The following is a 19,780-nucleotide window of genomic DNA, read 5'->3' as shown; positions in this document are numbered from 1 at the left end:
GTTGAAAGAAATGGAAAAACTTGAAAAATTAAAAGACATGATAAAAAATCTCGGCAGGGTAATAGTTGCTTTTTCGGGAGGGGTAGACAGCACCTTCCTTTTGAAAGTATGTTTGGACGTGCTCGGAAAAGAGAACGTGCTGGCGGTGACCGCCCGCTCGAGCACCTATCCCGCAAGGGAATTGGAAGAAGCAAAGGAACTCGCAAAAAGTTTCGGGGCAAACCACGAGATTATAGTCTCGGAAGAACTCGAGGTGCCCGGCTTTTCGGAAAATCCGCCGGAGCGGTGCTATTACTGCAAAAAGGAACTTTTCGGTCAGCTCGTCAAAATAGCCAGCGAGAGGGGGTTTAACTTCGTCCTGGACGGCTCTAACGCCGACGATGCCGGAGACTTCAGGCCTGGAATGAAGGCCAAAGACGAACTAGGGGTAAAAAGCCCGCTGAAGGAAGCGGGGCTTACGAAAGCTGAAATCAGAACACTATCCCAAAAAATGGGACTTCCCACGTGGAACAAACCCTCGTTTGCGTGCCTGGCATCCCGCTTTCCATACGGAGAAAGGATAACCGAGGAAAAATTGAACCGGGTTGGGAGGGCAGAAGACCTGCTGAGCGAGCTAGGGTTCGTTCAATACAGGGTGAGGAGCCATGGGGACCTAGCAAGAATTGAAGTCTCCTCGGAAGAGATAGAAAGGTTCTTTGAAAAAAGCTTGAGGGAAAAGGTAGTGGCCGAATTCAAAAAGCTTGGCTTTGTCTACGTTTCCCTGGACCTTACCGGATACAGGACAGGAAGCATGAACGAAGGGCTTAAAGAGGAGGAGAAAGCGCTTTGGAAAAGCTAAAAGAGATTCTTTTAAAACTCCAAAAAGGCGAGCTTTCCGTTGACGAGGTCATGAACCTTTTAAAATATTTACCTTACGAAGACCTGGGATTTGCAAAAGTGGACCACCACAGGGCTTTAAGAAAGGGAGTGCCCGAAGTCATCTTCTGCCAGGGCAAGACCCCGAAGCAGGTGGTGAGAATTGCGGAGCGGATGATGCAAAAGGGCACGAATATAATGGGCACAAGGGCGAGCTTAGAAATTTTTGAAGAAGTGAAAAAAGCGATTCCCGAAGCGGTGTATTACCCCGATGCCCGGATATTTGCGGTGATAAAAGAGCCAGGGCCGAAAAACAAAGGCCTCATCGCCGTGGTATCCGCCGGGACTTCTGACATCCCCGTGGCGGAAGAAGCGGCGGTGACTGCAGAGCTTCTGGGGAACAGAGTGGAAAGGCTCTACGACGTGGGCGTAGCCGGGATACACCGGCTTTTCATGAACATGGAAGTTTTGGAAAAAGCCCGGGTGATCGTGGTGGTGGCTGGGATGGAGGGGGCCCTTGCCAGCGTGGTGGGGGGGCTTGTGGACAAACCCGTTATAGCGGTGCCCACCAGCGTCGGATACGGCGCCAATTTTTCAGGCCTTTCGGCCCTGCTTACAATGCTTAACAGTTGCGCCGGCGGCATCACAGTGGTGAACATCGACAACGGATTTGGTGCGGGTCTTGCCGCCCATCAGATAAACCGGTTAGGGGGAAGGGAAGATGAAACTTCTTTACCTTGATTGCTTTTCCGGGATAAGCGGCGACATGTTTTTAGGGGCCCTTTTGGACCTGGGGATAGATGAAAGGAAGTTTGTTGAAGAATTGAAAAAGCTTCCGCTTTCCGGATACGATATAGAAATTAAAAAAGCATTGAAAAAGGGCATCGCGGGCACCGATGTTTACATAAAGTCCTCCGAACACCACCCGCACAGGGGTTTGAAGGAAATATACGACATTATAGATAAAAGCGCGCTGAAGCCCGAAGTCAAAAAAATGAGCAAGGAGGCCTTCTTTAAACTTGCCCGGGCGGAGGGCAAAATTCACGGCAAAGCTCCGGAGGAAATCCATTTTCACGAAGTCGGCGCTGTTGATTCCATCGTTGACATCGTTGGAAGTTGCATCTTGATGGATATGTTAAAGCCGGACCTGGTGGTTTCATCTCCGGTGAACGTGGGAAGCGGCACTGTCGAGTGCGCCCACGGGGTGCTGCCGGTGCCGGCCCCGGCGACTTTGGAGCTTTTGAAAAGTGTTCCGGTGTACTCCGAAGGCGAAAGGGGAGAGCTCACCACCCCTACCGGTGCCTTGCTTTTGTCCGTTTTTGTGAGCAGGTTCGGGCCTATGCCAGAGGGAATCCCGGAGAAAGTAGGCTACGGCCTCGGGAAAAAAGACCGAAAAAGCCCTAACGTGCTCCGGGCGGTACTCATGGAGGTCGAGGGCGAAAACCTCGAAAAGGACCGGGTGCTGGTAATGGAAGCCAACATAGACGATATGAATCCCGAGCTTTACGATGAGGTCATGGAAAGCCTTTTCAATAAGGGGGCACTCGATGTTTTTATCACTCCGATTATAATGAAAAAAAGCCGGCCGGCGGTGAAACTTTCCTGCATAGTGCCCTTTGACAAAAAGAAACAAATTGCCGACGCACTCCTGATGGAAACCACCACAATAGGCGTAAGGTATTATGAAACTGACAGATACAAACTGGAAAGAACGATTGAGAAAAAAGAAACGCCGTGGGGAGCTGTGAGGGTGAAGGTGCTTAAAAAAGGCGGCAAGCTAGTGCGAATTGCGCCGGAGTTCGAGGATGTGCGTCAAATATCGCGCAATTTCAATATCCCGGTCCTCAAGGTGTATAACGATATGCTTGCATTACTGAACGAAAAAGATGAATAACGCCCGGAAAATATGTTATAATGACTACAAAAAAGGAATTGGGAGTGTTTTAAATGACGAAAAATGTCAGGGTAAGATTTGCGCCTAGTCCTACGGGAAGCCTTCACATAGGAGGCGCAAGGACTGCTCTTTTCAACCTGCTCTTTGCCCGCCACAACGGTGGGACTTTCATCTTGAGGATAGAGGACACCGACACCGAACGCTCCAAGGAAGAGTCGGTGGCCCAGATTATAAGGTCCATGAAGTGGCTGGGCCTCGACTGGGATGAAGGCCCCGACAAGGGCGGAGATTACGGTCCTTATTTTCAGTCCCAGCGCCTTGAGCTTTACAGGAAAGAGGCTGAAAGGCTTCTTGAGGAAGGTAAGGCCTACTACTGTTACTGCACGCCGGAAGAACTTGCATCCCGCAGGGAGGCCATGCTGAAGGCCGGGAAAGCCCCGAGGTACGAGGGGATTTGCAGGGACCTGAGCGAGGAGGAAAGGAAAAAATACGAGGCCGAGGGCAGAAAGCCCGTAATAAGGCTGAAAGTGCCTCAGGAAGGCAAGACCATCGTGGAGGATATCATCCGCGGGACTGTCGTCTTTGAAAATTCGGTGCTGGACGACTTCATCATAATGAAATCCAACGGCATGCCGACATACAATTTCGCCTGCGTAGTGGACGACCATGCCATGGGGATTACCCACGTTATAAGGGCGGAGGAGCACCTTTCCAACACGCCTAAGCAAATACAGGTATATAAAGCGTTAGGATACGACATTCCCGAGTTTGCCCATGTCCCTATGATACTTGCGCCGGACCGGAGCAAGTTGAGCAAGCGCCACGGTGCTACCTCGGTCGAGGAGTTCCGCGACCAGGGTTACCTACCCCAGGCCATCATAAACTACCTCACGCTGCTCGGGTGGTCCCCACCGGACGGCGAAGAAATCCTTAGCGTAGAAAAGGCCATAAAGGAGTTTACCTTGGAGAGGGTAAACAAGACTGCTGCCATATACGACGTAAAAAAGCTAACTTGGCTCAACAGCCACTATTTGCGGGAGCTCGACCTGGATTACATAACCTCCGAGGCGATTCCATTCCTGGTCAAAAAGGGCATTATCTCGGAGGAAGAATCCAGACAGCGTTACGAATACATCAAAAAGGCGGTGGAAATTTCCAGAGACAGGGCGAAAACTTTGGACGAGCTTGCCGACTCCATAGCCTTCTTCCTAAGGGATGTGAATGAATACGAGGAAAAGGGTGTAAGAAAGCATTTTGCAAAAGAAAACGCCGCCGAGCTTCTTTTGAAAGGCGCCGAAGCCCTTGAAGAGCTGGAGCGATTTGACAAACAGCAGGCAGAGATTGCCTTCAGGAGCCTCGCCGATGCGATGGGGGTGAAGGCGGCGGAGCTCATCCACCCGACACGCCTTGCCATAACCGGAAGGACCGTGGGGCCAGGACTATTCGACATAATTGAGCTCCTGGGCCGGGAAGAGACCGCAAGGCGCATGAGAAAGGCGGCAAGGTGGATAAAAGAAAGCAAGAGAGCTTTGCCGCAGGAGTAAACCGGGAGGTCATCGAGGAAGGTGAAAAAATGCTTTACATTTACAACAAAAGCACCAACCCTTATTTTAACCTGGCGGCGGAGGAATATCTTTTGAAAGAGTTTGAGGAAGAAATTTTCATGCTCTGGCGAAACGGGCCTTCGGTCATCATCGGGAAAAATCAAAACGCCCTTGCTGAAATAGACTTGGATTACGTGAAAAAGAACAACATACCGGTAGTGCGGAGGCTTTCCGGGGGAGGTGCAGTTTTTCACGACCTGGGGAATTTGAATTTCACCTTTATCGTCAACGAAGATATATCGAACTTCGCCGACTTTAAAAAGTTCACGGAACCCATCATAGAGGTGCTGAAAAATCTCTCGGTTAATGCGGAGTTTTCAGGAAGGAACGATATAACGATAGACGGCAAGAAAATTTCGGGAAATGCCCAGTACTGCTACAAAAACAGGATTTTGCACCACGGGACGCTGCTGTTTTCTGCAAGCATAAAAGACCTTTCGTCAGCCTTGAAGCCGAAAAGTTTGAAATTTGAGGACAAGGCCGTAAAATCGGTGGAAAAAAGGGTGACCAACATAAGCGAGCACTTGAAAAAGCCCCTTTCAATAGAAGAATTTATAGACCTCATCATGGACCACGTAAAAGGCACCAAAGAAGGAAAGGTGTACGAGTTTACCCCGGAAGACATTAAAAAAATAGAAAAGCTGGTCGAAGAAAAATACGGCACATGGGAGTGGAATTTCGGTGAATCGCCCAAGTACAAGTTCAAGAACGAAAGGAGGTTTTCCGCAGGCACCGTTGAAGTTAACATGAATGTGGAAAAAGGCAGAATAGAAGATATAAAATTTTACGGCGACTTTTTCGGCAGACGCGATGTCTCCGAAGTGGAAATGCTTTTATCCGGTGTAAGGCACGAGGAAGGGGAAATAAAAAAGGCCCTTTCAAAAATTAATATAGGCGATTATTTTGCGGGAATTAGTGTGGAGGAATTGGTGAGCTTACTTTTTTAATTTACTTTATTATTGCAATAAAGCTCGGTTGATATTAAAATAGAAATCATAAAAAATTAACAACAAGGGGTTGGTAGTAAAATGGGAATTATGTAAATGGCAAGAAAATATACATCTACGATTCTACTTTGAGAGATGGAGCTCAGGCTGAAGGAGTTTCTTTTTCCGTAAGTGACAAGCTGAAAATTGCAAAAAAATTAGATGAATTCGGTATAGACTACATTGAGGCAGGAAACCCTGGTTCAAATCCCAAGGATGTTGAATTTTTTGAAAAGGTAAAGGATACAAAGTTTAAGAATGCTAAATTGGTCGCATTCGGAAGCACTCGAAGACCTTGCATAAAGCCAGATGAAGACGCAAACTTAACTGCTCTCTTGAGAAGTGAAACCTCCGTGGTTGCCATCTTTGGCAAAAGTTGGGACTTTCATGTCACTGAAGTAATCAGGACTACGCTGGACGAAAATCTGAGAATGATATACGATTCTATTGCTTATATGAAAAAGCATGGCAAAGAAGTGGTATTTGATGCTGAACACTTTTTTGATGGTTATAAAGCCAACAGAGAATATGCATTAAAGGCCCTTGAGACTGCTTGGCAAGCTGGGGCAGACTGGCTCGTATTATGTGATACCAATGGCGGCTCGTTCCCTTCTGAAATCGCTGAGATAGTCAAGGTTGTGGTGGAAAAATTTTCGGTAATTCCTATAGGTATACACTGCCACAACGATGGTGGTATGGCCGTCGCCAATTCCATCGTTGCAGTAGAACAAGGAGTTGTGCAGGTGCAAGGAACATTTAACGGGTACGGCGAACGGTGTGGAAATGCTAATTTATGCACGATCATTCCCAATTTACAACTAAAACGCAATTATTACTGTGTTCCGCAGCAAAGTATAAGTGAATTGACCCGTGTTTCTCGCTATATAAGCGAAGTGGCTAACCTGGCGCCAAATGAGCGCGCCCCTTATGTTGGCAACTGTGCATTTGCTCACAAAGGCGGAATGCACATTGACGCCATTTTAAAGAATCCCGCTACCTTTGAACATATACCGCCGGAGTCGGTAGGCAATCAAAGGCGAATACTTATGTCCGAGGTCGCGGGCAGGAGCACTGTACTCGGTAAAATTCAAAAAGTTGCACCTTGGGTCACAAAGGATTCGCCCGAGGTGCAGCAGTTGATAGATAATTTAAAACGCCTGGAGCATGAAGGCTATCAGTTCGAAGGTGCCGAAAGCTCTTTTGAGCTTATGGTGAGAAAGGCCTTGGGAAAGGACCACAAATTTTTTGAGGTAAAAAGTTTCCGGGTTCTTTGCGAAGAGCCGTGGCAGGCGGATTACAGCGCATTGGCCGTCATCAAGGTAGAAGTAAATAAAGTAGAAGAAGTAACGGCTGCCGAAGGAGATGGCCCGGTAAATGCCCTTGACAAAGCCTTGAGAAAGGCTTTGGAGGTTTTCTATCCTCAACTCAAAAAGATGCGTCTTACTGATTACAAAGTTCGGGTGCTTGACACTTCAAAGGCCACCGCAGCTAAAGTCAGGGTTCACATTGAATCCACCGATGGAGAAAGGGTGTGGGGTACGGTAGGTGTATCTACAAACATAATTGAGGCAAGCTTTAATGCTCTAATAGACTCCATTGAGTATTTTCTTTTTAACGAGATGGGAATGTAGAAAGGAGCTGAAATGCATGGGATGACTTTGACTCAAAAGATACTGGCTGCTCATGCGGGTTTGGATAAAGTTGAGCCAGGACAGCTAATAATGGCAAATGTGGACTTGGTTCTGGGAAATGATGTAACTGCCCCCGTAGCCATACAGGAATTCAGGCGGATGGGAGCAAGCAAGGTTTTTGATAGAAAAAAGATAGCGCTGGTACCCGACCACTTTACTCCTAACAAAGATATCAAATCGGCCGAGCAGTGCAAAATTGTCCGCGAGTTTGCGTACGAGATGGGTATAGAAAACTATTTTGAAGTTGGTCAGATGGGGATAGAGCACGCGCTTATACCCGAGAAAGGTTTGGTGGTACCCGGCGATTTGGTAATCGGCGCTGATTCGCATACCTGTACCTATGGAGCCTTAGGTGCATTTTCTACCGGCGTAGGTAGCACTGATATGGCTGCTGCCATGGCTACCGGGCAGGCATGGTTTAAGGTGCCTGAAGCCATAAAATTTGTGCTAAAAGGCCAATTGAAAAAGTGGGTAAGCGGAAAAGATGTAATACTTCAGATTATCGGAATGATTGGCGTGGATGGTGCCTTGTATAAGTCCATGGAGTTTACCGGGGAAGGCTTAGCCTCCCTTTCAATGGATGATAGATTCACAATCGCCAATATGGCCATAGAGGCTGGCGCCAAAAACGGAATATTCGATGTTGATGAAAAGACGCTGGAATACGTAAAAGTACATTCTAAAAGAGATTTTAAGATATACAAGGCTGATGAGGATGCGGCATATTCGAAAGTGCTCGAAATAGACCTGTCTAACATCCCACTTACCGTGGCTTTCCCCCATCTTCCGTCCAATATCAGGACATTTGATGAAATAAGCGATATACCCATAGACCAGGTCGTAATAGGGTCATGTACCAACGGAAGGCTTAGCGACCTCAGGGTTGCAGCCCAGATCATGAAAGGGCATAAGGTGCATCCCCGTGTGCGCGCGATAGTTATTCCTGCAACCCAGAAGATATACCTTGAAGCTATGAAAGAAGGACTGTTAGAGATATTCATTGAGGCTGGTGCTGTCGTTAGCACTCCTACCTGTGGCCCATGCTTGGGCGGGCATATGGGTATACTGGCGAAAGGCGAAAGAGCGGTGGCTACAACCAACAGGAATTTTGTAGGCAGAATGGGGCACGTAGAGAGCGAGGTTTATATCGCAAGCCCGGCTGTAGCGGCTGCTTCGGCTATTACAGGAAAGATTTCTTCCCCCGAGGAGGTTATGAAATGATAAAAGGGAGAGCTATTAAATACGGCAATAATGTGGATACCGATGTAATTATCCCGGCCCGTTATTTAAATACGACAGACCCTAAAGAGCTGGCTGTGCACTGCATGGAAGATTTGGACCCGGAGTTTAAAAATAAAGTACGGCCCGGAGATATAATAGTTGCAGGCGTCAATTTTGGGTGTGGTTCATCTAGAGAACATGCTCCTATTGCAATCAAGGCTTCGGGTATAAGCTGTGTCATAGCCGAGACTTTTGCGCGCATTTTTTTCCGCAATGCCATCAACATAGGATTGCCCATAGTAGAGTGCCCTGAAGCTGCCAGGGACATAAAAGACGGCGACCAGGTGGCTGTAGACCTGGCGACTGGTGAGATTACAAATTTAACTACAGGAAAGGTTTATAAAGCCTCCCCATTCCCGCCGTTCATGCAGGAGCTCATAAAGCTGGGCGGCCTGGTTGAATACGTAAGGGAAAGGATGGAGGTATAGAATGAAAATTGCCGTAATACCAGGTGATGGCATAGGACCTGAGGTGGTCGGTCAGGCCATAGTGGTGCTCGAGGCAGTGGCACAAAAATTTGGCCACCGGTTTGAATTTCAGGAAGCACTCCTGGGTGGAGCAGCCCTGGATGTAAAGGGAGTGCCGTTACCTGACGAGACTATGGAGATATGTCTGAAAAGCGATGCGGTGCTTTTGGGAGCGGTAGGGGGTCCCAAATGGGACAACCTGCCGGGGCACCTGAGGCCGGAAGCGGGGCTTTTGGGAATACGCAAAGGACTGAACCTGTTTGCAAACTTGAGGCCTGCTAAGGTGTTTCCCCAGCTTAAATCGAACTCCACTTTAAAGGAAGAAGCGCTAGGAGAAGGCATCGATATACTGGTGGTGCGGGAACTTACGGGCGATATCTACTTTGGAGAAAAAGGAAGGGCTAAAATCCCCGGCGGCGAGAAAGCTTGGGATACGGCCGTCTATACCACTTATGAGGTTGAGCGCGTGGCTCATCTGGCATTTAGAATTGCAAGAGGGCGCCGCCGAAAGGTTACATCGGTAGACAAGGCAAACGTTTTGGAAAGCTCCAGGCTATGGCGGGAGGTAGTATCGAAGGTAGGAGAGCAGTATAATGATGTGGAGCTAAATCTTATGTATGTCGACAATGCCGCCATGCAGCTTATAAAAAACCCACATCAGTTCGACGTAATACTTACCACCAATATGTTCGGTGATATCCTGAGCGATGAGGCGGCCATGCTTACGGGGTCTTTGGGAATGCTCCCTTCTGCAAGTCTGGGAGAAGGAAGGCTGGGGCTTTATGAACCCGTCCATGGGTCTGCACCTGACATTGCGGGTCAGGACAAGGCAAACCCCATTGCTACTATATTAAGCGCCGCAATGATGCTACGCTATAGTTTTTACCTGGAAGAGGAAGCCCAGGCAGTAGAAAACGCGGTAAGCAAAGTATTAGACCAAGGATACAGGACTTCCGACATTGCAACACCTGGCGCCAAGATAGTGGGGACGAAAGAAATGGGAAGCCTTATCGCGCAAAATATGTAATAAAGATAGTAACGAAATAACGAAAATGACGGGGAAATCCCCGTCATTTCGCGTATCTGAGCAAGATTCCTTCGAGCATCCTCGCGTGCCTTGCTTCGTCCTTGGCCGATTCATTGAAGTAATCCCTGGCAGAATCAAGCCCCAGTGCAGCAGCTTTGTCGGCTGCTTGCTTTTTTCCTTCGTTGGCGCTTGTTTCCCCTTCGAGCATCTCCCGTATGTTTTCAAAAAGGTCCTCGTGAATCATGCCATTTAGCTCTGCAAATCTTGCCGCGTGTTCGGCTTCTTCCCAGGCGATGGTTTTTAAAACTTCGGCGATTTCGGGATATCCCTGGCGCTGGGCCAGCCGAGCCATTGCAAGGTAAATGCCCGCTTCTTTTGTCTCTCCCATGAAGTTTTGCCTTACCACACCTTCAAGCTCAGTTCCTTTGGTTTCACCTATGAGATTTTCCACCGTTAAATTTCTCCTTACCACCATTAAACGCCTCCTTGTACAATTTATTTTAAATCATTTATTATCGTTTTTCCTCCGGTGATATGCTTCAAAAATCTTATCTGCTATCTTTTCATTTACCTTTTTTATGTCGTTCAGATAGACAAAGACGCTACCCTTGTATTCCTGAGGTTCCCCTAGCAGTATAATCTCTAATGCGCTTCTTATTATATTGATTATGCAATTTTCGTCGTGGTAAAGGTTGCAGTTCCTGCACTGATTGAGCAAATATCCCACGGCACTTGCTGCCTCTATCTCATCGTAAATCTTTGTATCGTAATAAGGCAAATTTTCAATTCCGCCATCTATAAATTCGGTTCTTTCTTTCAAAGAAGTTGTGAGGATTTTTTTGCAATATGCAATTAAGCAATTATCCCAGTCGCATTTTCCGCATTCAGTCTCTCCCAGACAGCATCTTGAAACTTCATTGATCAAGCCTTCAACATCTATTGCCACACTTTACCCCCTTTCAATAAAAAAAAAGTAATAATTACTATTATTAGTATATAAAAATCACCGATTTTAGTCAAGAGTTTTTGGACCGGTAATTTCAAATTTTTCGATTTTGGAAACGGGAAATGATGTCATTACCCATGACCTCGTGCACCTGGGGTATGAACGGGCTACGCTGGCTCTTTCTCACATCTTCGATGAAATGCTGGATGATTTAAGTGTACGTCCCCAGGTGCGCAGGGTCCTATACCGGCATGCGCTGGGTGAAAATGCCTACGAGGAAGGGATTTATCCCGATAAAGTCAAACGGGCCATTGACCTCCTGCTTGGCAGGGCAGTTATAGAAAAAACAGCTCGGGGGAGTTACGTTTTCGTAGAACCGATGTTCCAGCAGTATATTTTAGAACAATTTCGACATTAGAAATACCTCTGAAGCAAGACAAAAAAATTGCATGAACATTGGGTAGAAATGTTGTACAGCTTATGGTATCATACTGAGGGAAATTATATAATGAAATAATGATCTAGGGAAAGAGGATGGGCAATGTCTGTAGCTTTCTCCGATTTTTTAGGTCATGTGCTTTCGAATAAGGCTTTGATGATAACCGTGCTCCTGATGATGGGGGTCATTTTCGTAAACGGATGGACCGATGCGACAAATGCCATCGCAACCTGTATATCGACCCGTTCGATAAGCCCTAGAGCGGCTATAGTCATGGCTGCCGTGTTCAATTTCATCGGCGGGTTCGTCATGACCATCATGAATCCCATGGTCGCCGAGACCATTTACAACATGGTGGATTTCGGGGCAGATGCCCGCAATGCCCTCGTGGCGCTTTGCGCAGCACTTTTTGCCATTGTGCTCTGGGCCACCGCGGCGTGGTGGTTCGGCATACCGACCAGCGAGAGCCATGCCCTCATAGCCGGAGTAAGCGGGGCTGCCATAGCTCTTCAAGGTGGGATAGGAGGCATTAATCCAGCCGAATGGATAAAGGTCATATACGGCCTTGGACTTTCCCTGTTTTTGGGTTTCTTCACAGGGTGGGCAACGGTAAAAACCACCGAGATTGTACTGAGAGGTTTTAACAGGAGAAAATTGTATACGCCTTTAAGGTTTGCGCAGATAATAAGTGCGGCGGGGATGGCATTTATGCACGGCGCCCAGGACGGACAAAAATTCATGGGCGTTTTCATGCTGGGAATATTTCTTGCCCAAGGACAGGCTTCTGTCACTAAATTCGTCATCCCCTTATGGCTCATTGTCTTGTGCTCTTTGGTAATTGCTCTTGGCACGTCGCTCGGCGGCATGCGGATTATTAAATCCATCGGGTTAGACATGGTGAAGCTGGAAACGTACCAGGGTTTTTCCGCAGATTTGGCAGGCGTTATATGTCTTTTCATAGCCTCAGTGTTCGGACTTCCGGTCAGCACGACCCACACCAAGACGACCGCCATAATGGGCGTGGGGGCCGCAAAGCGCATATCCGCCGTAAACTGGGGGATAGTAAAGGAAATGTTCCTCGCCTGGGTTTTGACGTTTCCCGGCTGCGGACTGATAAGCTTTTTGATGGCTCTTGCGTTTATGAAAGTTTTTTAAAAAATATGGAAAGGGAAAGGTCATGAAGCGCAAGAAAAACGTGAACTATTATTACGAGACTTTTGTAGAAATGATAGATTACTCATTAAAAGCTGCTGAATTACTAAACAGCGTCATGAGCAATTTCAAAAGGCAAAATGTGCGGGCTAAAATCAAGGAAATGCACCTTATCGAACACAGCGCGGACGAATTGAGGCATAAAATGATAAAAAAACTCGCCCGCGAATTCATAACCCCTATCGAGCGAGAAGATATCATGGCCCTTGCAAATGCCATAGATACCCTGACGGACATGATAGAGGATGTTCTGATTAGAATCTATATGTACAACATTCAGGAGATAAAAGAATACGCCATAATGATGGTAAAGGTAGTGGTGAGGGCTTGTCATTTGCTGAAAGAGGCTTTCGAAGAATTCCCCAACTTCAGGAAGTCGGAAAAACTTCACCGGCTCATTGTGGAAGTGAATAAGCTGGAAGAGGAAGGAGATGCCCTTTATACGGAAGCCACCAGGAATATATACGTCCACTGCGATAATTGCAAGGAGCTCTTGGGCTGGGACATGACATACCACTATCTGGAAAAATGCTGCGACGCCTGTGAGGATGTGGCGGATATACTTGAGAATATAATAATGAAGAATACATAAGGGTAAATGCCATAAGCACCGGGTGGATAGAAAACGGGATTACGATAAACTCCGGGAAATCGACCACAGCTTCTCTGAAGCCCCAAACACACCTTTAAAAAAGAGCTGTTTTGAATCGTCATTTCCTACCATATAAAAAAAGAGAAGTCCTGAACGGACTTCTCTTGCTCTCTTTTTTCTCTTTTTAAGGAAGTTACTCGTCACGATTCCGCTAAAGACTACCTAAGCAACTCAACGGGGCTTTTTTATTGGAAGTCAAAGTACTGAAAAGAATAGTATATCGCCCTGCCTATCCATTATCACCATAACTCCTTATCAACATCATTGTGCCAAAAACTATACTGCTCTCGCTGGCAGATAATAAATCCTTGAACACTTGATTATCCTGCCGTATTTTCTTTAATTTCACCTCTGGTGGAGGCGAACCGTGCCTGATTATACCTCTTTCCGTCACAATCAAAAAACTATTGATAAATATGAATTAAAAGAGGTATAATATAAGCGAGGTGCCGATGAGGCAAGTGTGGAAAATGTTAGGACGGATTTAATTTGTTAAGTAGCTTTTTAAGCTACTTTTTCTTTATGCGGATTTTGACCTCGATTTCTAACTCTAACCCTAGTAGCGATAGTATAGCGTTTACTACTCGTATCATATGCATCACCCCCTCCCTTGCGGTGTGAGATTCCACACCGCCAAACACCGGCACCCCCAAGCGAGGCCGTCAGGCTTCGAACCCTTCGGCCTCTCGAACAAGGGAGGGGGTATTTGCCACTTGCCTTAACAATTTTAATTATACCAAAGTTTTTCAGAGCCGGACAACACCGGCTTTTTTGTTTTCACCTCCTTTCATTGCCCGGCACTGTCGATCCCCGTCCCTGCCGGGAGCCACCTCACGGCTTGGCTACCAAAGAAGGTCCCGGCCGGGCGGAGGCAAGGGGCGCGGGGAGGGATAATTGGAGGGGACCCGGACCCGCGAGGGACGGGGCGGAGGCCGTTTATGCTCACCGCGGCGAAGCGCAGCGGAGCCTTGCCCCTTGCCGGAGCCTAGCCGGGATGTTATAATGGCAAAGGCCGTGAGGCGAATTAATACCCGGCCGGAGGCCGGGGTTGTTGTTATTTTTTATACCGCTTTTGTAAGAGGGCACTTCCGCCAGGGCGTAAGCCCGAAAGCGGAGGCGCCCAAGATTTCGGCCCTGCATGGAGCCCGAGAGGTACTCGATGCAGGGTCATTTATGTCAGAACCTCGGACCAATGATCTGCGATTACGTCTATTCCGTCTCTTGCCGATTCTTCAGTTAATCCTTTTTCGAGAATATTTCTTGCGATTAATGACATGGATTCTTTTCTTTTAGAAGATAGATTGTTTAGGATATCGTAGGTATTTTCTGAAAGATAAACTGTTAATTTCTTCAAAAATATACCTCCTTTCTGGTAAACCGCTTAATGGCGTTGCGTACGAATAAAATAACATCAATATATAAACCAACCTTGCACCGCTTTTTTGATGTTTAAATATCTAAAAAACTGCGCAAAGTGCAGCGCTTATAATCACAGAAACCAACAGGCTCTGCCTGTTGTGTGTCCGTGTCGTGTGCCGTGCACCTTATCCTGCATTTGAAAGAAAAACTGTAAATTATCCGTGGAATTGAGAAAAACGAAGAAATTAATTACCTTGAGCAAAAAAGAAAAGATCTGTCATCAAAAATAGAGCGTCTTATTGATGCTATAGAGGAAGGCTTTGGCGATAAAGAATTAATATCCATGTGGATGAAAACCTACAAAGAAGAAATGCTCCAATGTGAAAATAGAGTGGCCGAACTAAAGGCAACTGAATATAGCTGACTGGATAGCGAAAAAATAATAAACTATTTAAAGTACTGTAGAGAAGCCTCTTAAGCGAAGACCCTAAAGCCAAAAGAAAAATAATAGAAACTTTTGTTGATAAAATAATAATCTATCCCGACAGGATAGATTTATCCTTGAAAGTGGATATGAAATTCGAAACGGAAAGGGGTAAGGTTGGTGGAGGCGAGGGGAATCGAACCCCTGTCCGAAGGCGCGTCGATAAAAGCCTCTACAGGCTTATCCCTCGTTTTAAATCTCGCCGGCTTCACTCCCGAGGGCAGGATTGAAAACCGGCCAGCTTTGTTTGTTTCTCTCTCGCTGCCAAAGCTAACAGCGAAAGAAGAGCCCGGAGCTATGACACCCTTTTCCGGCAACCGGGCAAGCCGGGAAGGGCGTGCTGCTGTTTAATTAAGCAGCAAGAGCGAGTTCTTCGTTGGCACTTATTTGTGCTTCCGGATTTACGAGTCGGAAAGCTCGGCCTGCAGCTTTTATCTCCGCTGCCCCCGTCGAGACCAAACGCCCCCGTATTCGCTTTTTCCTATTATGTATTATACACCAAAAAACGTGGAATATCAATAAAGGTCAAAGAATAAAAAAAATCACATTTTAAATGCCCGCTTTATATACTACTAATAGAAAAATATCATTAAATAAATCAAAAGGAGTGAAACAAATGACCGTTGATGAATATATAAGTAAACTCGAGGAATTGGGGGATAAGGTCGAAATTGATGAAGGATTATCTATGTTCGACAAAAAAATTGAACTTGGGGAACTTATCATATTAAAAATGCTTCTAAACAAAAAATTCGGCTTAAAAGAAATAAAGAAAGAGATAAGGGAAATTGAAAAAAAGCTGGATGATCCTGAAGCAGGATTAGAAGAGATAAAAAAAGAGATACGCGAGATAGAGTGTAAGCTAGACAGCCCCAAATTCGGATTGGCCGAGATAAAAGAGGAAATTAAAGATATAGAAGAAAAACTCGACAATCCCGACAGCGGCCTTGCAGAGATAAAAAGAGAAATAAAAGAAATTGAAGAAAAATTGGATAATCCCGATACTGGTTTGGAGGAGATAAAAAAAGAGATTCAGGATATAGAGTGTAAGCTGGACAGCCCGGAATTTGGATTGGCTGAAATAAAAGAAGAAATTAAAGATATAGAAGGAAAACTCGACAGTCCCGAGTTTGGGCTTGAAGAAATAAAAAGAGAGATAAAGGAAATCGAGGAAAAGCTAGACCGTATAATTCCACCTATTACCAATGTATTGACTACTGGCCCGGTAGTTGCCGACAGCGGGGCAAACAGCATAATTGCTAAGGTTTTGAATAATTCAGATGAGACTGTGAATGTAACGGTAAACCTCTACAACATTGGTACGTGTCCTGACCCAAAAGAGCTATTGGAGTCTGTTGAACTTACTATTGAGAGCAAGTGCGCGAAGGCTGTTGTCCTCCAAAAACCGGAGACAGAATGGGAGGTCCAATATGTAGGAATAAAGCCAGAGGTCTTTGTCTTCACCGCAGCCCGAACTAATGGTTCCGAGGCGCCCATTTCTGCCAGCAATTTGCTCCCTGCAAATACCTTCAGACACAGCGAACACGTCCCGACGACCGATCCATAAAGTAACTTTGAACCTATCCGCCGCTGACCCTAACAAGCTTAATGCCCTGTCTATACCAAAAACACTGCTTATCATTTTAATTTAATAATCTTCCTTTATGAAGAAAAATCTATCCCTTAGGGGGATAGATTTTATTATTTTTTATGTGCTTTTAAAGGGAATAAGCGTGAAAATTTTTCGGGAAACTACTTTTTGGAGGTGTTTTGCGTGAGAATAACAGCGAATTAATGGAGCTAAGCGGTGCGGTAAAGATAATAAAAAAATAGCGCTACAGGAAGGTGGAAAGGATGAATTATGAAGCTTTGAAAGAAGTAAATGTATGGCAGGTGGATGTAAGGCCTTTTTTGGCTACCGAAAAAGACCCTGCGAAGTTTTGTTTTGAAAAGGGAATTGTAGCTATAGGCTGGAACGTGCCTGGAAAGCCACTTTCAAAAGAAGAATACTGGGAAATGGGAAAAGGGATTTACGTCAAAGATAACCATTGGGTGCGGGCATCTACCCCGTTCCTTTTTCAGATGAAAGAAGATGACCTGGTGTGGCTAAAGGATTTCGAGGGGTTTTATTACTTGGGAAGGATAGAAGGCGAATGGCACTACCGCGACGAACCTGAATTTTTGCAGGTAGGCTTGCCGAATGCGAGAAAATGCAAATTGTTTAAAGTGGGAAGCGATGCGCCGGGAAGCATCGAGCACGGATTTAGAACGGGAAACATAGTGCAAAAGATAAATGACTTTCCAGCCCACTTATTTTCCCGTATTGCCTACAACAAACTCTCCGGAGAGGAATTTTACGCTGTAGAAGAAGATTTTATGGAGAAAGCGGATGTATTCGGTCTTCTTACTAATTGGGAGCTGGAAGATGTGGTTGCTCTTTTCCTTCAAAAGGAAGGCTATTATATAATCCCCAGCAGCCTAAGCACAGAAGAAAATTATAACTTCCGGGTGGTGCACCGGTCGACGGGTGAAGTGGCTTTCGTCCGAATAAGCCCGAATGGGGTGCTTGATCCAAATATGTTTTCCCGCTTCCCCCATAAGGTATTCCTCTTCAGCCCGGTGGGTTACCGGAGTTTTGAAGTTCCTTTAAGCCATGTGGTCGCTTTGAAAAAAGGAGATATAGAAGAATTTTTTAAGACCCACGAAGATTTGATGCCGTACTCTATCAGGATTTTTTTGGACTGGAAGAAGAGAAAAGAAGCTATGAAAGTCACTTCGTAACTAAGGATGTCAAACAAACGACGATAAAGATAAAATGTAAAAACTAGCCGGTAAAGTCTGAATTTGATATAATAATACCCGAGCGGACTTTGAAAGTGGGAGAGGATGCCGTTGGGAGCAAAGTGCATAATGATTCAGGGGACAGGATCTTCTGTAGGAAAAAGCAGGATAGTCACGGGGCTTTGCCGGATATTGAAACAGGACGGTTTTAAGGTGGCACCGTTTAAAGCCCAGAACATGGCGTTGAATTCTTATATCACAAGAGAAGGTTTGGAGATAGGAAGGGCCCAGGCCACCCAGGCGGAGGCGTGCGGAATCGAACCGTCGGTGCTCATGAACCCGGTGCTTTTAAAGCCCACTTCCGACAAAAACTGCCAGGTGGTCCTGAAAGGCAGGGTATACGGCAATTTGTCGGCGATGGACTATCATGAATTCAAGGCCAAGCTCAAAAAGGTGGTGCGCGAAGCCTACGAGGAATTAAAAAGCCAGTACGAAATAATAGTTATCGAAGGCGCCGGGAGTCCGGCGGAGATAAACTTGCGGGAAAACGACATAGTAAACATGGGCATGGCCGAGATGGCCGACGCTCCCGTCGTAATCGTGGGGGACATCGACAGAGGCGGTGTGTTCGCATCGCTTTACGGAACGGTGATGCTCCTTGACGAAAAGGAAAGGGAAAGGGTAAAGGGTGTCATAATAAATAAATTCCGGGGAGATGTGAAACTGCTAGAGCCGGGGATAAAGCTGCTGGAGGATTTGATTAAAAGGCCCGTGCTCGGAGTCGTGCCCTACGACTATTCATATATCGACGAAGAGGACGACCCGACTTATGAGATGAAGAGGGTAAGATTGAGGAATAATAAGGCGAAAAGCGTGGTAATAAAAATTCTGCTTTTGCCCCACATTTCCAATTTCACCGATTTCGTACCCCTTTCAAATTTTGAAAATACATACATTGAATACGTAAAGCCCGGGAAGAGCATAGGAGATGCTGATGCGGTTATAATACCCGGCACCAAAAACACCATCGGCGACTTTATAAGAGTTAAGGAATGGGGCTGGGATGAGGAGATAAAAAGCCTTGCCCAAAAAGGGGCGGTAATTGTGGGCATCTGCGGAGGCTTCCAGATGCTCGGGAAAATCATCAGGGACCCATACGGGGTCGAAAGCGAGATAAAGGAGGTCGAAGGAATAGGCCTTTTGGACGTGGAAACCGAAATTACGAAAAATAAGGTTACGCGAAAGGCGAAAGGCCGCGTGCTGGGACATAAAAAAGGGCTGGCAGCCCATCTATCAAACTTGGAAGTGGAAGGCTATGAAATACATATGGGATACACGACCGTAAAGGAAGGCTCTGAAACTTTTGCCGCAATCCGGCGAAAAGAAGACGGGGAAGAAGTACTGGATGGTGCCGTTGATAAAACGGGCAACATTTGGGGCACTTACCTGCACGGCATTTTCGACCGGGGCGAGTTTACCAAAAAATTTATAGAATTCCTGTCGGAAAGAAAGGGGCTAAAAACTTCGGAATCAAAACCGGATTTTGTAAACTTCAAGGAAGAACAGTTCGATAGATGGGCAGAGATTTTGCGAAACTCCCTGGACATGGATGCGATTTACAGGATAATGGACCTTGAGCCTAAGCGATGATGCCGGTTAATCCTTGGCGCCGCCGGGAGGTACAGGCCGCGGCATACGAAGCAGCACAAGGGCGTCAAGGCCCGATAAGACAGACATTAGGGCGCCGGTGAAAAATACCGGTGACCATCCGCTGAATTGGGCTATCAGCAAGCTTTTTTTATAAAAAAGACCCCGCCCATGGATGTTTGCGGCCAAGGTGACAAAACTGGATGATGCCGTCGGGCTTTATTTTTTCCACAAGCTCTCTTATCATAGAAACTCTTTTTCAGCCTGTGTCGTGATAAGCAATACCAAAAATAAAAGCCGTGCCCTCTGGGCACGGCTTGTTCTTAGAAGTTGTCGCCTAAAAGGAGCAGTATTAAAATTAGGAACACAAGGAAAGCTTTTCGGTCAAAGAAGTAGCCGCCGCCATAGCCTCCGCCGCTGACTTCTGTCATTTTTCAAACCCTCCTTATTGTGGT

General features: G+C 46.3%; 19 protein-coding genes and 1 other RNA gene. 15 read left to right on the top strand and 5 right to left on the bottom strand.

Features of this window, described 5'->3' with window-relative positions:
* Window position 1: 1 nt before the first annotated feature.
* From larE to leuB, 9 genes are all read left to right on the top strand, one after another.
* Window positions 2–838 carry an ATP-dependent sacrificial sulfur transferase LarE gene (gene larE / locus BUB66_RS05015; protein WP_198409365.1) on the top strand — a complete coding sequence of 279 codons (837 nt, stop codon included), beginning with the start codon at window positions 2–4 and terminating at the stop codon, window positions 836–838.
* A complete protein-coding gene (larB, locus tag BUB66_RS05010) occupies window positions 826–1,596 on the top strand; it encodes a nickel pincer cofactor biosynthesis protein LarB (RefSeq protein WP_073255626.1) in 771 nt (256 codons plus the stop codon). Before larE ends, larB begins: the two co-directional genes overlap by 13 nt.
* A complete protein-coding gene (gene larC / locus BUB66_RS05005) occupies window positions 1,577–2,749 on the top strand; it encodes a nickel pincer cofactor biosynthesis protein LarC (RefSeq protein WP_073255624.1) in 1,173 nt (390 codons plus the stop codon). Before larB ends, larC begins: the two co-directional genes overlap by 20 nt.
* A gap of 53 nt (window positions 2,750–2,802) precedes the next feature.
* Window positions 2,803–4,293 carry a glutamate--tRNA ligase gene (gltX, locus tag BUB66_RS05000; protein ID WP_073255621.1) on the top strand — a complete coding sequence of 497 codons (1,491 nt, stop codon included), beginning with the start codon at window positions 2,803–2,805 and terminating at the stop codon, window positions 4,291–4,293.
* A gap of 29 nt (window positions 4,294–4,322) precedes the next feature.
* The gene (gene lplA, locus BUB66_RS04995; protein ID WP_073255947.1) at window positions 4,323–5,300 is read left to right on the top strand and encodes a lipoate--protein ligase; all 978 of its coding nucleotides are present in this window, start codon (window positions 4,323–4,325) and stop codon (window positions 5,298–5,300) included.
* 107 nt (window positions 5,301–5,407) lie between these two features.
* Window positions 5,408–6,970 carry a citramalate synthase gene (gene cimA, locus BUB66_RS04990; RefSeq protein WP_073255617.1) on the top strand — a complete coding sequence of 521 codons (1,563 nt, stop codon included), beginning with the start codon at window positions 5,408–5,410 and terminating at the stop codon, window positions 6,968–6,970.
* A gap of 12 nt (window positions 6,971–6,982) precedes the next feature.
* Entirely contained in the window at window positions 6,983–8,251 is a 1,269-nt protein-coding gene (gene leuC, locus BUB66_RS04985) for a 3-isopropylmalate dehydratase large subunit (protein WP_188092874.1), read from the top strand.
* Window positions 8,248–8,739 carry a 3-isopropylmalate dehydratase small subunit gene (leuD, locus tag BUB66_RS04980; RefSeq protein WP_073255614.1) on the top strand — a complete coding sequence of 164 codons (492 nt, stop codon included), beginning with the start codon at window positions 8,248–8,250 and terminating at the stop codon, window positions 8,737–8,739. The genes leuC and leuD overlap by 4 nt, the downstream gene beginning before the upstream one ends.
* A 1-nt stretch (window position 8,740) precedes the next feature.
* Window positions 8,741–9,805 (top strand): 3-isopropylmalate dehydrogenase, encoded by a 1,065-nt coding sequence (gene leuB / locus BUB66_RS04975; RefSeq protein WP_073255611.1) that lies wholly within the window; start codon window positions 8,741–8,743, stop codon window positions 9,803–9,805.
* A 43-nt stretch (window positions 9,806–9,848) separates the two neighbouring features.
* On the opposite strand, the gene BUB66_RS04970 is transcribed toward leuB, so the two are convergent.
* Window positions 9,849–10,280 (bottom strand): ferritin-like domain-containing protein, encoded by a 432-nt coding sequence (locus tag BUB66_RS04970; protein WP_073255609.1) that lies wholly within the window; start codon window positions 10,278–10,280, stop codon window positions 9,849–9,851.
* Between the two features lie 30 nt (window positions 10,281–10,310).
* Window positions 10,311–10,751: a hypothetical protein gene (locus tag BUB66_RS04965; RefSeq protein WP_073255606.1), complete on the bottom strand. Its 441-nt coding sequence runs from the start codon at window positions 10,749–10,751 to the stop codon at window positions 10,311–10,313.
* Window positions 10,752–10,860: 109 nt separating this feature from the next.
* On the opposite strand from BUB66_RS04965, the gene BUB66_RS04960 reads away from it, so the two are divergent.
* The 3 genes from BUB66_RS04960 to BUB66_RS04950 all read left to right on the top strand — a co-directional run bounded on the left by BUB66_RS04960 (window position 10,861) and on the right by BUB66_RS04950 (window position 12,994).
* Window positions 10,861–11,169: a hypothetical protein gene (locus BUB66_RS04960; RefSeq protein WP_188092873.1), complete on the top strand. Its 309-nt coding sequence runs from the start codon at window positions 10,861–10,863 to the stop codon at window positions 11,167–11,169.
* Window positions 11,170–11,292: 123 nt separating this feature from the next.
* On the top strand, window positions 11,293–12,345 hold the full coding sequence (locus BUB66_RS04955) for an inorganic phosphate transporter (RefSeq protein WP_073255603.1): 1,053 nt from the start codon (window positions 11,293–11,295) through the stop codon (window positions 12,343–12,345).
* 22 nt (window positions 12,346–12,367) lie between these two features.
* Window positions 12,368–12,994: a DUF47 domain-containing protein gene (locus BUB66_RS04950; protein WP_073255600.1), complete on the top strand. Its 627-nt coding sequence runs from the start codon at window positions 12,368–12,370 to the stop codon at window positions 12,992–12,994.
* A 1,231-nt stretch (window positions 12,995–14,225) separates the two neighbouring features.
* Here BUB66_RS04950 and BUB66_RS04940 read toward each other — a convergent pair.
* Window positions 14,226–14,408, bottom strand: coding sequence for a hypothetical protein (locus tag BUB66_RS04940; RefSeq protein ID WP_073255594.1), 183 nt, complete (start codon window positions 14,406–14,408; stop codon window positions 14,226–14,228).
* 607 nt (window positions 14,409–15,015) lie between these two features.
* Window positions 15,016–15,364: a transfer-messenger RNA gene (ssrA, locus tag BUB66_RS04935) on the bottom strand.
* Between the two features lie 149 nt (window positions 15,365–15,513).
* Here ssrA and BUB66_RS04930 point away from each other — a divergent pair.
* The 3 genes from BUB66_RS04930 (at window position 15,514) to BUB66_RS04920 (ending at window position 19,328) form a co-directional block, all read left to right on the top strand.
* Window positions 15,514–16,464: a hypothetical protein gene (locus BUB66_RS04930; RefSeq protein WP_073255591.1), complete on the top strand. Its 951-nt coding sequence runs from the start codon at window positions 15,514–15,516 to the stop codon at window positions 16,462–16,464.
* A 287-nt stretch (window positions 16,465–16,751) separates the two neighbouring features.
* Entirely contained in the window at window positions 16,752–17,678 is a 927-nt protein-coding gene (locus tag BUB66_RS04925) for a hypothetical protein (RefSeq protein ID WP_073255588.1), read from the top strand.
* A gap of 129 nt (window positions 17,679–17,807) precedes the next feature.
* Window positions 17,808–19,328 (top strand): cobyric acid synthase, encoded by a 1,521-nt coding sequence (locus tag BUB66_RS04920; RefSeq protein ID WP_084098817.1) that lies wholly within the window; start codon window positions 17,808–17,810, stop codon window positions 19,326–19,328.
* 6 nt (window positions 19,329–19,334) lie between these two features.
* Here the strand turns inward: BUB66_RS04920 and BUB66_RS12625 are convergent, their stop codons facing one another.
* Window positions 19,335–19,469: a hypothetical protein gene (locus tag BUB66_RS12625; RefSeq protein WP_280144539.1), complete on the bottom strand. Its 135-nt coding sequence runs from the start codon at window positions 19,467–19,469 to the stop codon at window positions 19,335–19,337.
* Window positions 19,470–19,780: the final 311 nt, after the last annotated feature.

The organism is Caldanaerovirga acetigignens (genome assembly GCF_900142995.1).
In the GTDB taxonomy this organism is placed as follows: Bacteria; Bacillota; Thermosediminibacteria; order Thermosediminibacterales; family Thermosediminibacteraceae; genus Fervidicola; species Fervidicola acetigignens.
This window is presented reverse-complemented; position numbering and strand designations above follow the sequence as displayed.

What these genes read in the sequence shown, in the direction of transcription:
- larC (WP_073255624.1), top strand. Translation starts at nt 1,577, where the DNA reads ATGAAACTTCTTTACCTTGATTGCTTTTCCGGGATAAGCGGCGACATG.
- gltX (WP_073255621.1), top strand. Translation starts at nt 2,803, where the DNA reads ATGACGAAAAATGTCAGGGTAAGATTTGCGCCTAGTCCTACGGGAAGC.
- lplA (WP_073255947.1), top strand. Translation starts at nt 4,323, where the DNA reads ATGCTTTACATTTACAACAAAAGCACCAACCCTTATTTTAACCTGGCG.
- leuC (WP_188092874.1), top strand. Translation starts at nt 6,983, where the DNA reads ATGCATGGGATGACTTTGACTCAAAAGATACTGGCTGCTCATGCGGGT.
- leuD (WP_073255614.1), top strand. Translation starts at nt 8,248, where the DNA reads ATGATAAAAGGGAGAGCTATTAAATACGGCAATAATGTGGATACCGAT.
- leuB (WP_073255611.1), top strand. Translation starts at nt 8,741, where the DNA reads ATGAAAATTGCCGTAATACCAGGTGATGGCATAGGACCTGAGGTGGTC.
- BUB66_RS04970 (WP_073255609.1), bottom strand. Translation starts at nt 10,280, where the DNA reads ATGGTGGTAAGGAGAAATTTAACGGTGGAAAATCTCATAGGTGAAACC.
- BUB66_RS04955 (WP_073255603.1), top strand. Translation starts at nt 11,293, where the DNA reads ATGTCTGTAGCTTTCTCCGATTTTTTAGGTCATGTGCTTTCGAATAAG.
- BUB66_RS04950 (WP_073255600.1), top strand. Translation starts at nt 12,368, where the DNA reads ATGAAGCGCAAGAAAAACGTGAACTATTATTACGAGACTTTTGTAGAA.
- BUB66_RS04930 (WP_073255591.1), top strand. Translation starts at nt 15,514, where the DNA reads ATGACCGTTGATGAATATATAAGTAAACTCGAGGAATTGGGGGATAAG.
- BUB66_RS04925 (WP_073255588.1), top strand. Translation starts at nt 16,752, where the DNA reads ATGAATTATGAAGCTTTGAAAGAAGTAAATGTATGGCAGGTGGATGTA.
- BUB66_RS04920 (WP_084098817.1), top strand. Translation starts at nt 17,808, where the DNA reads ATGATTCAGGGGACAGGATCTTCTGTAGGAAAAAGCAGGATAGTCACG.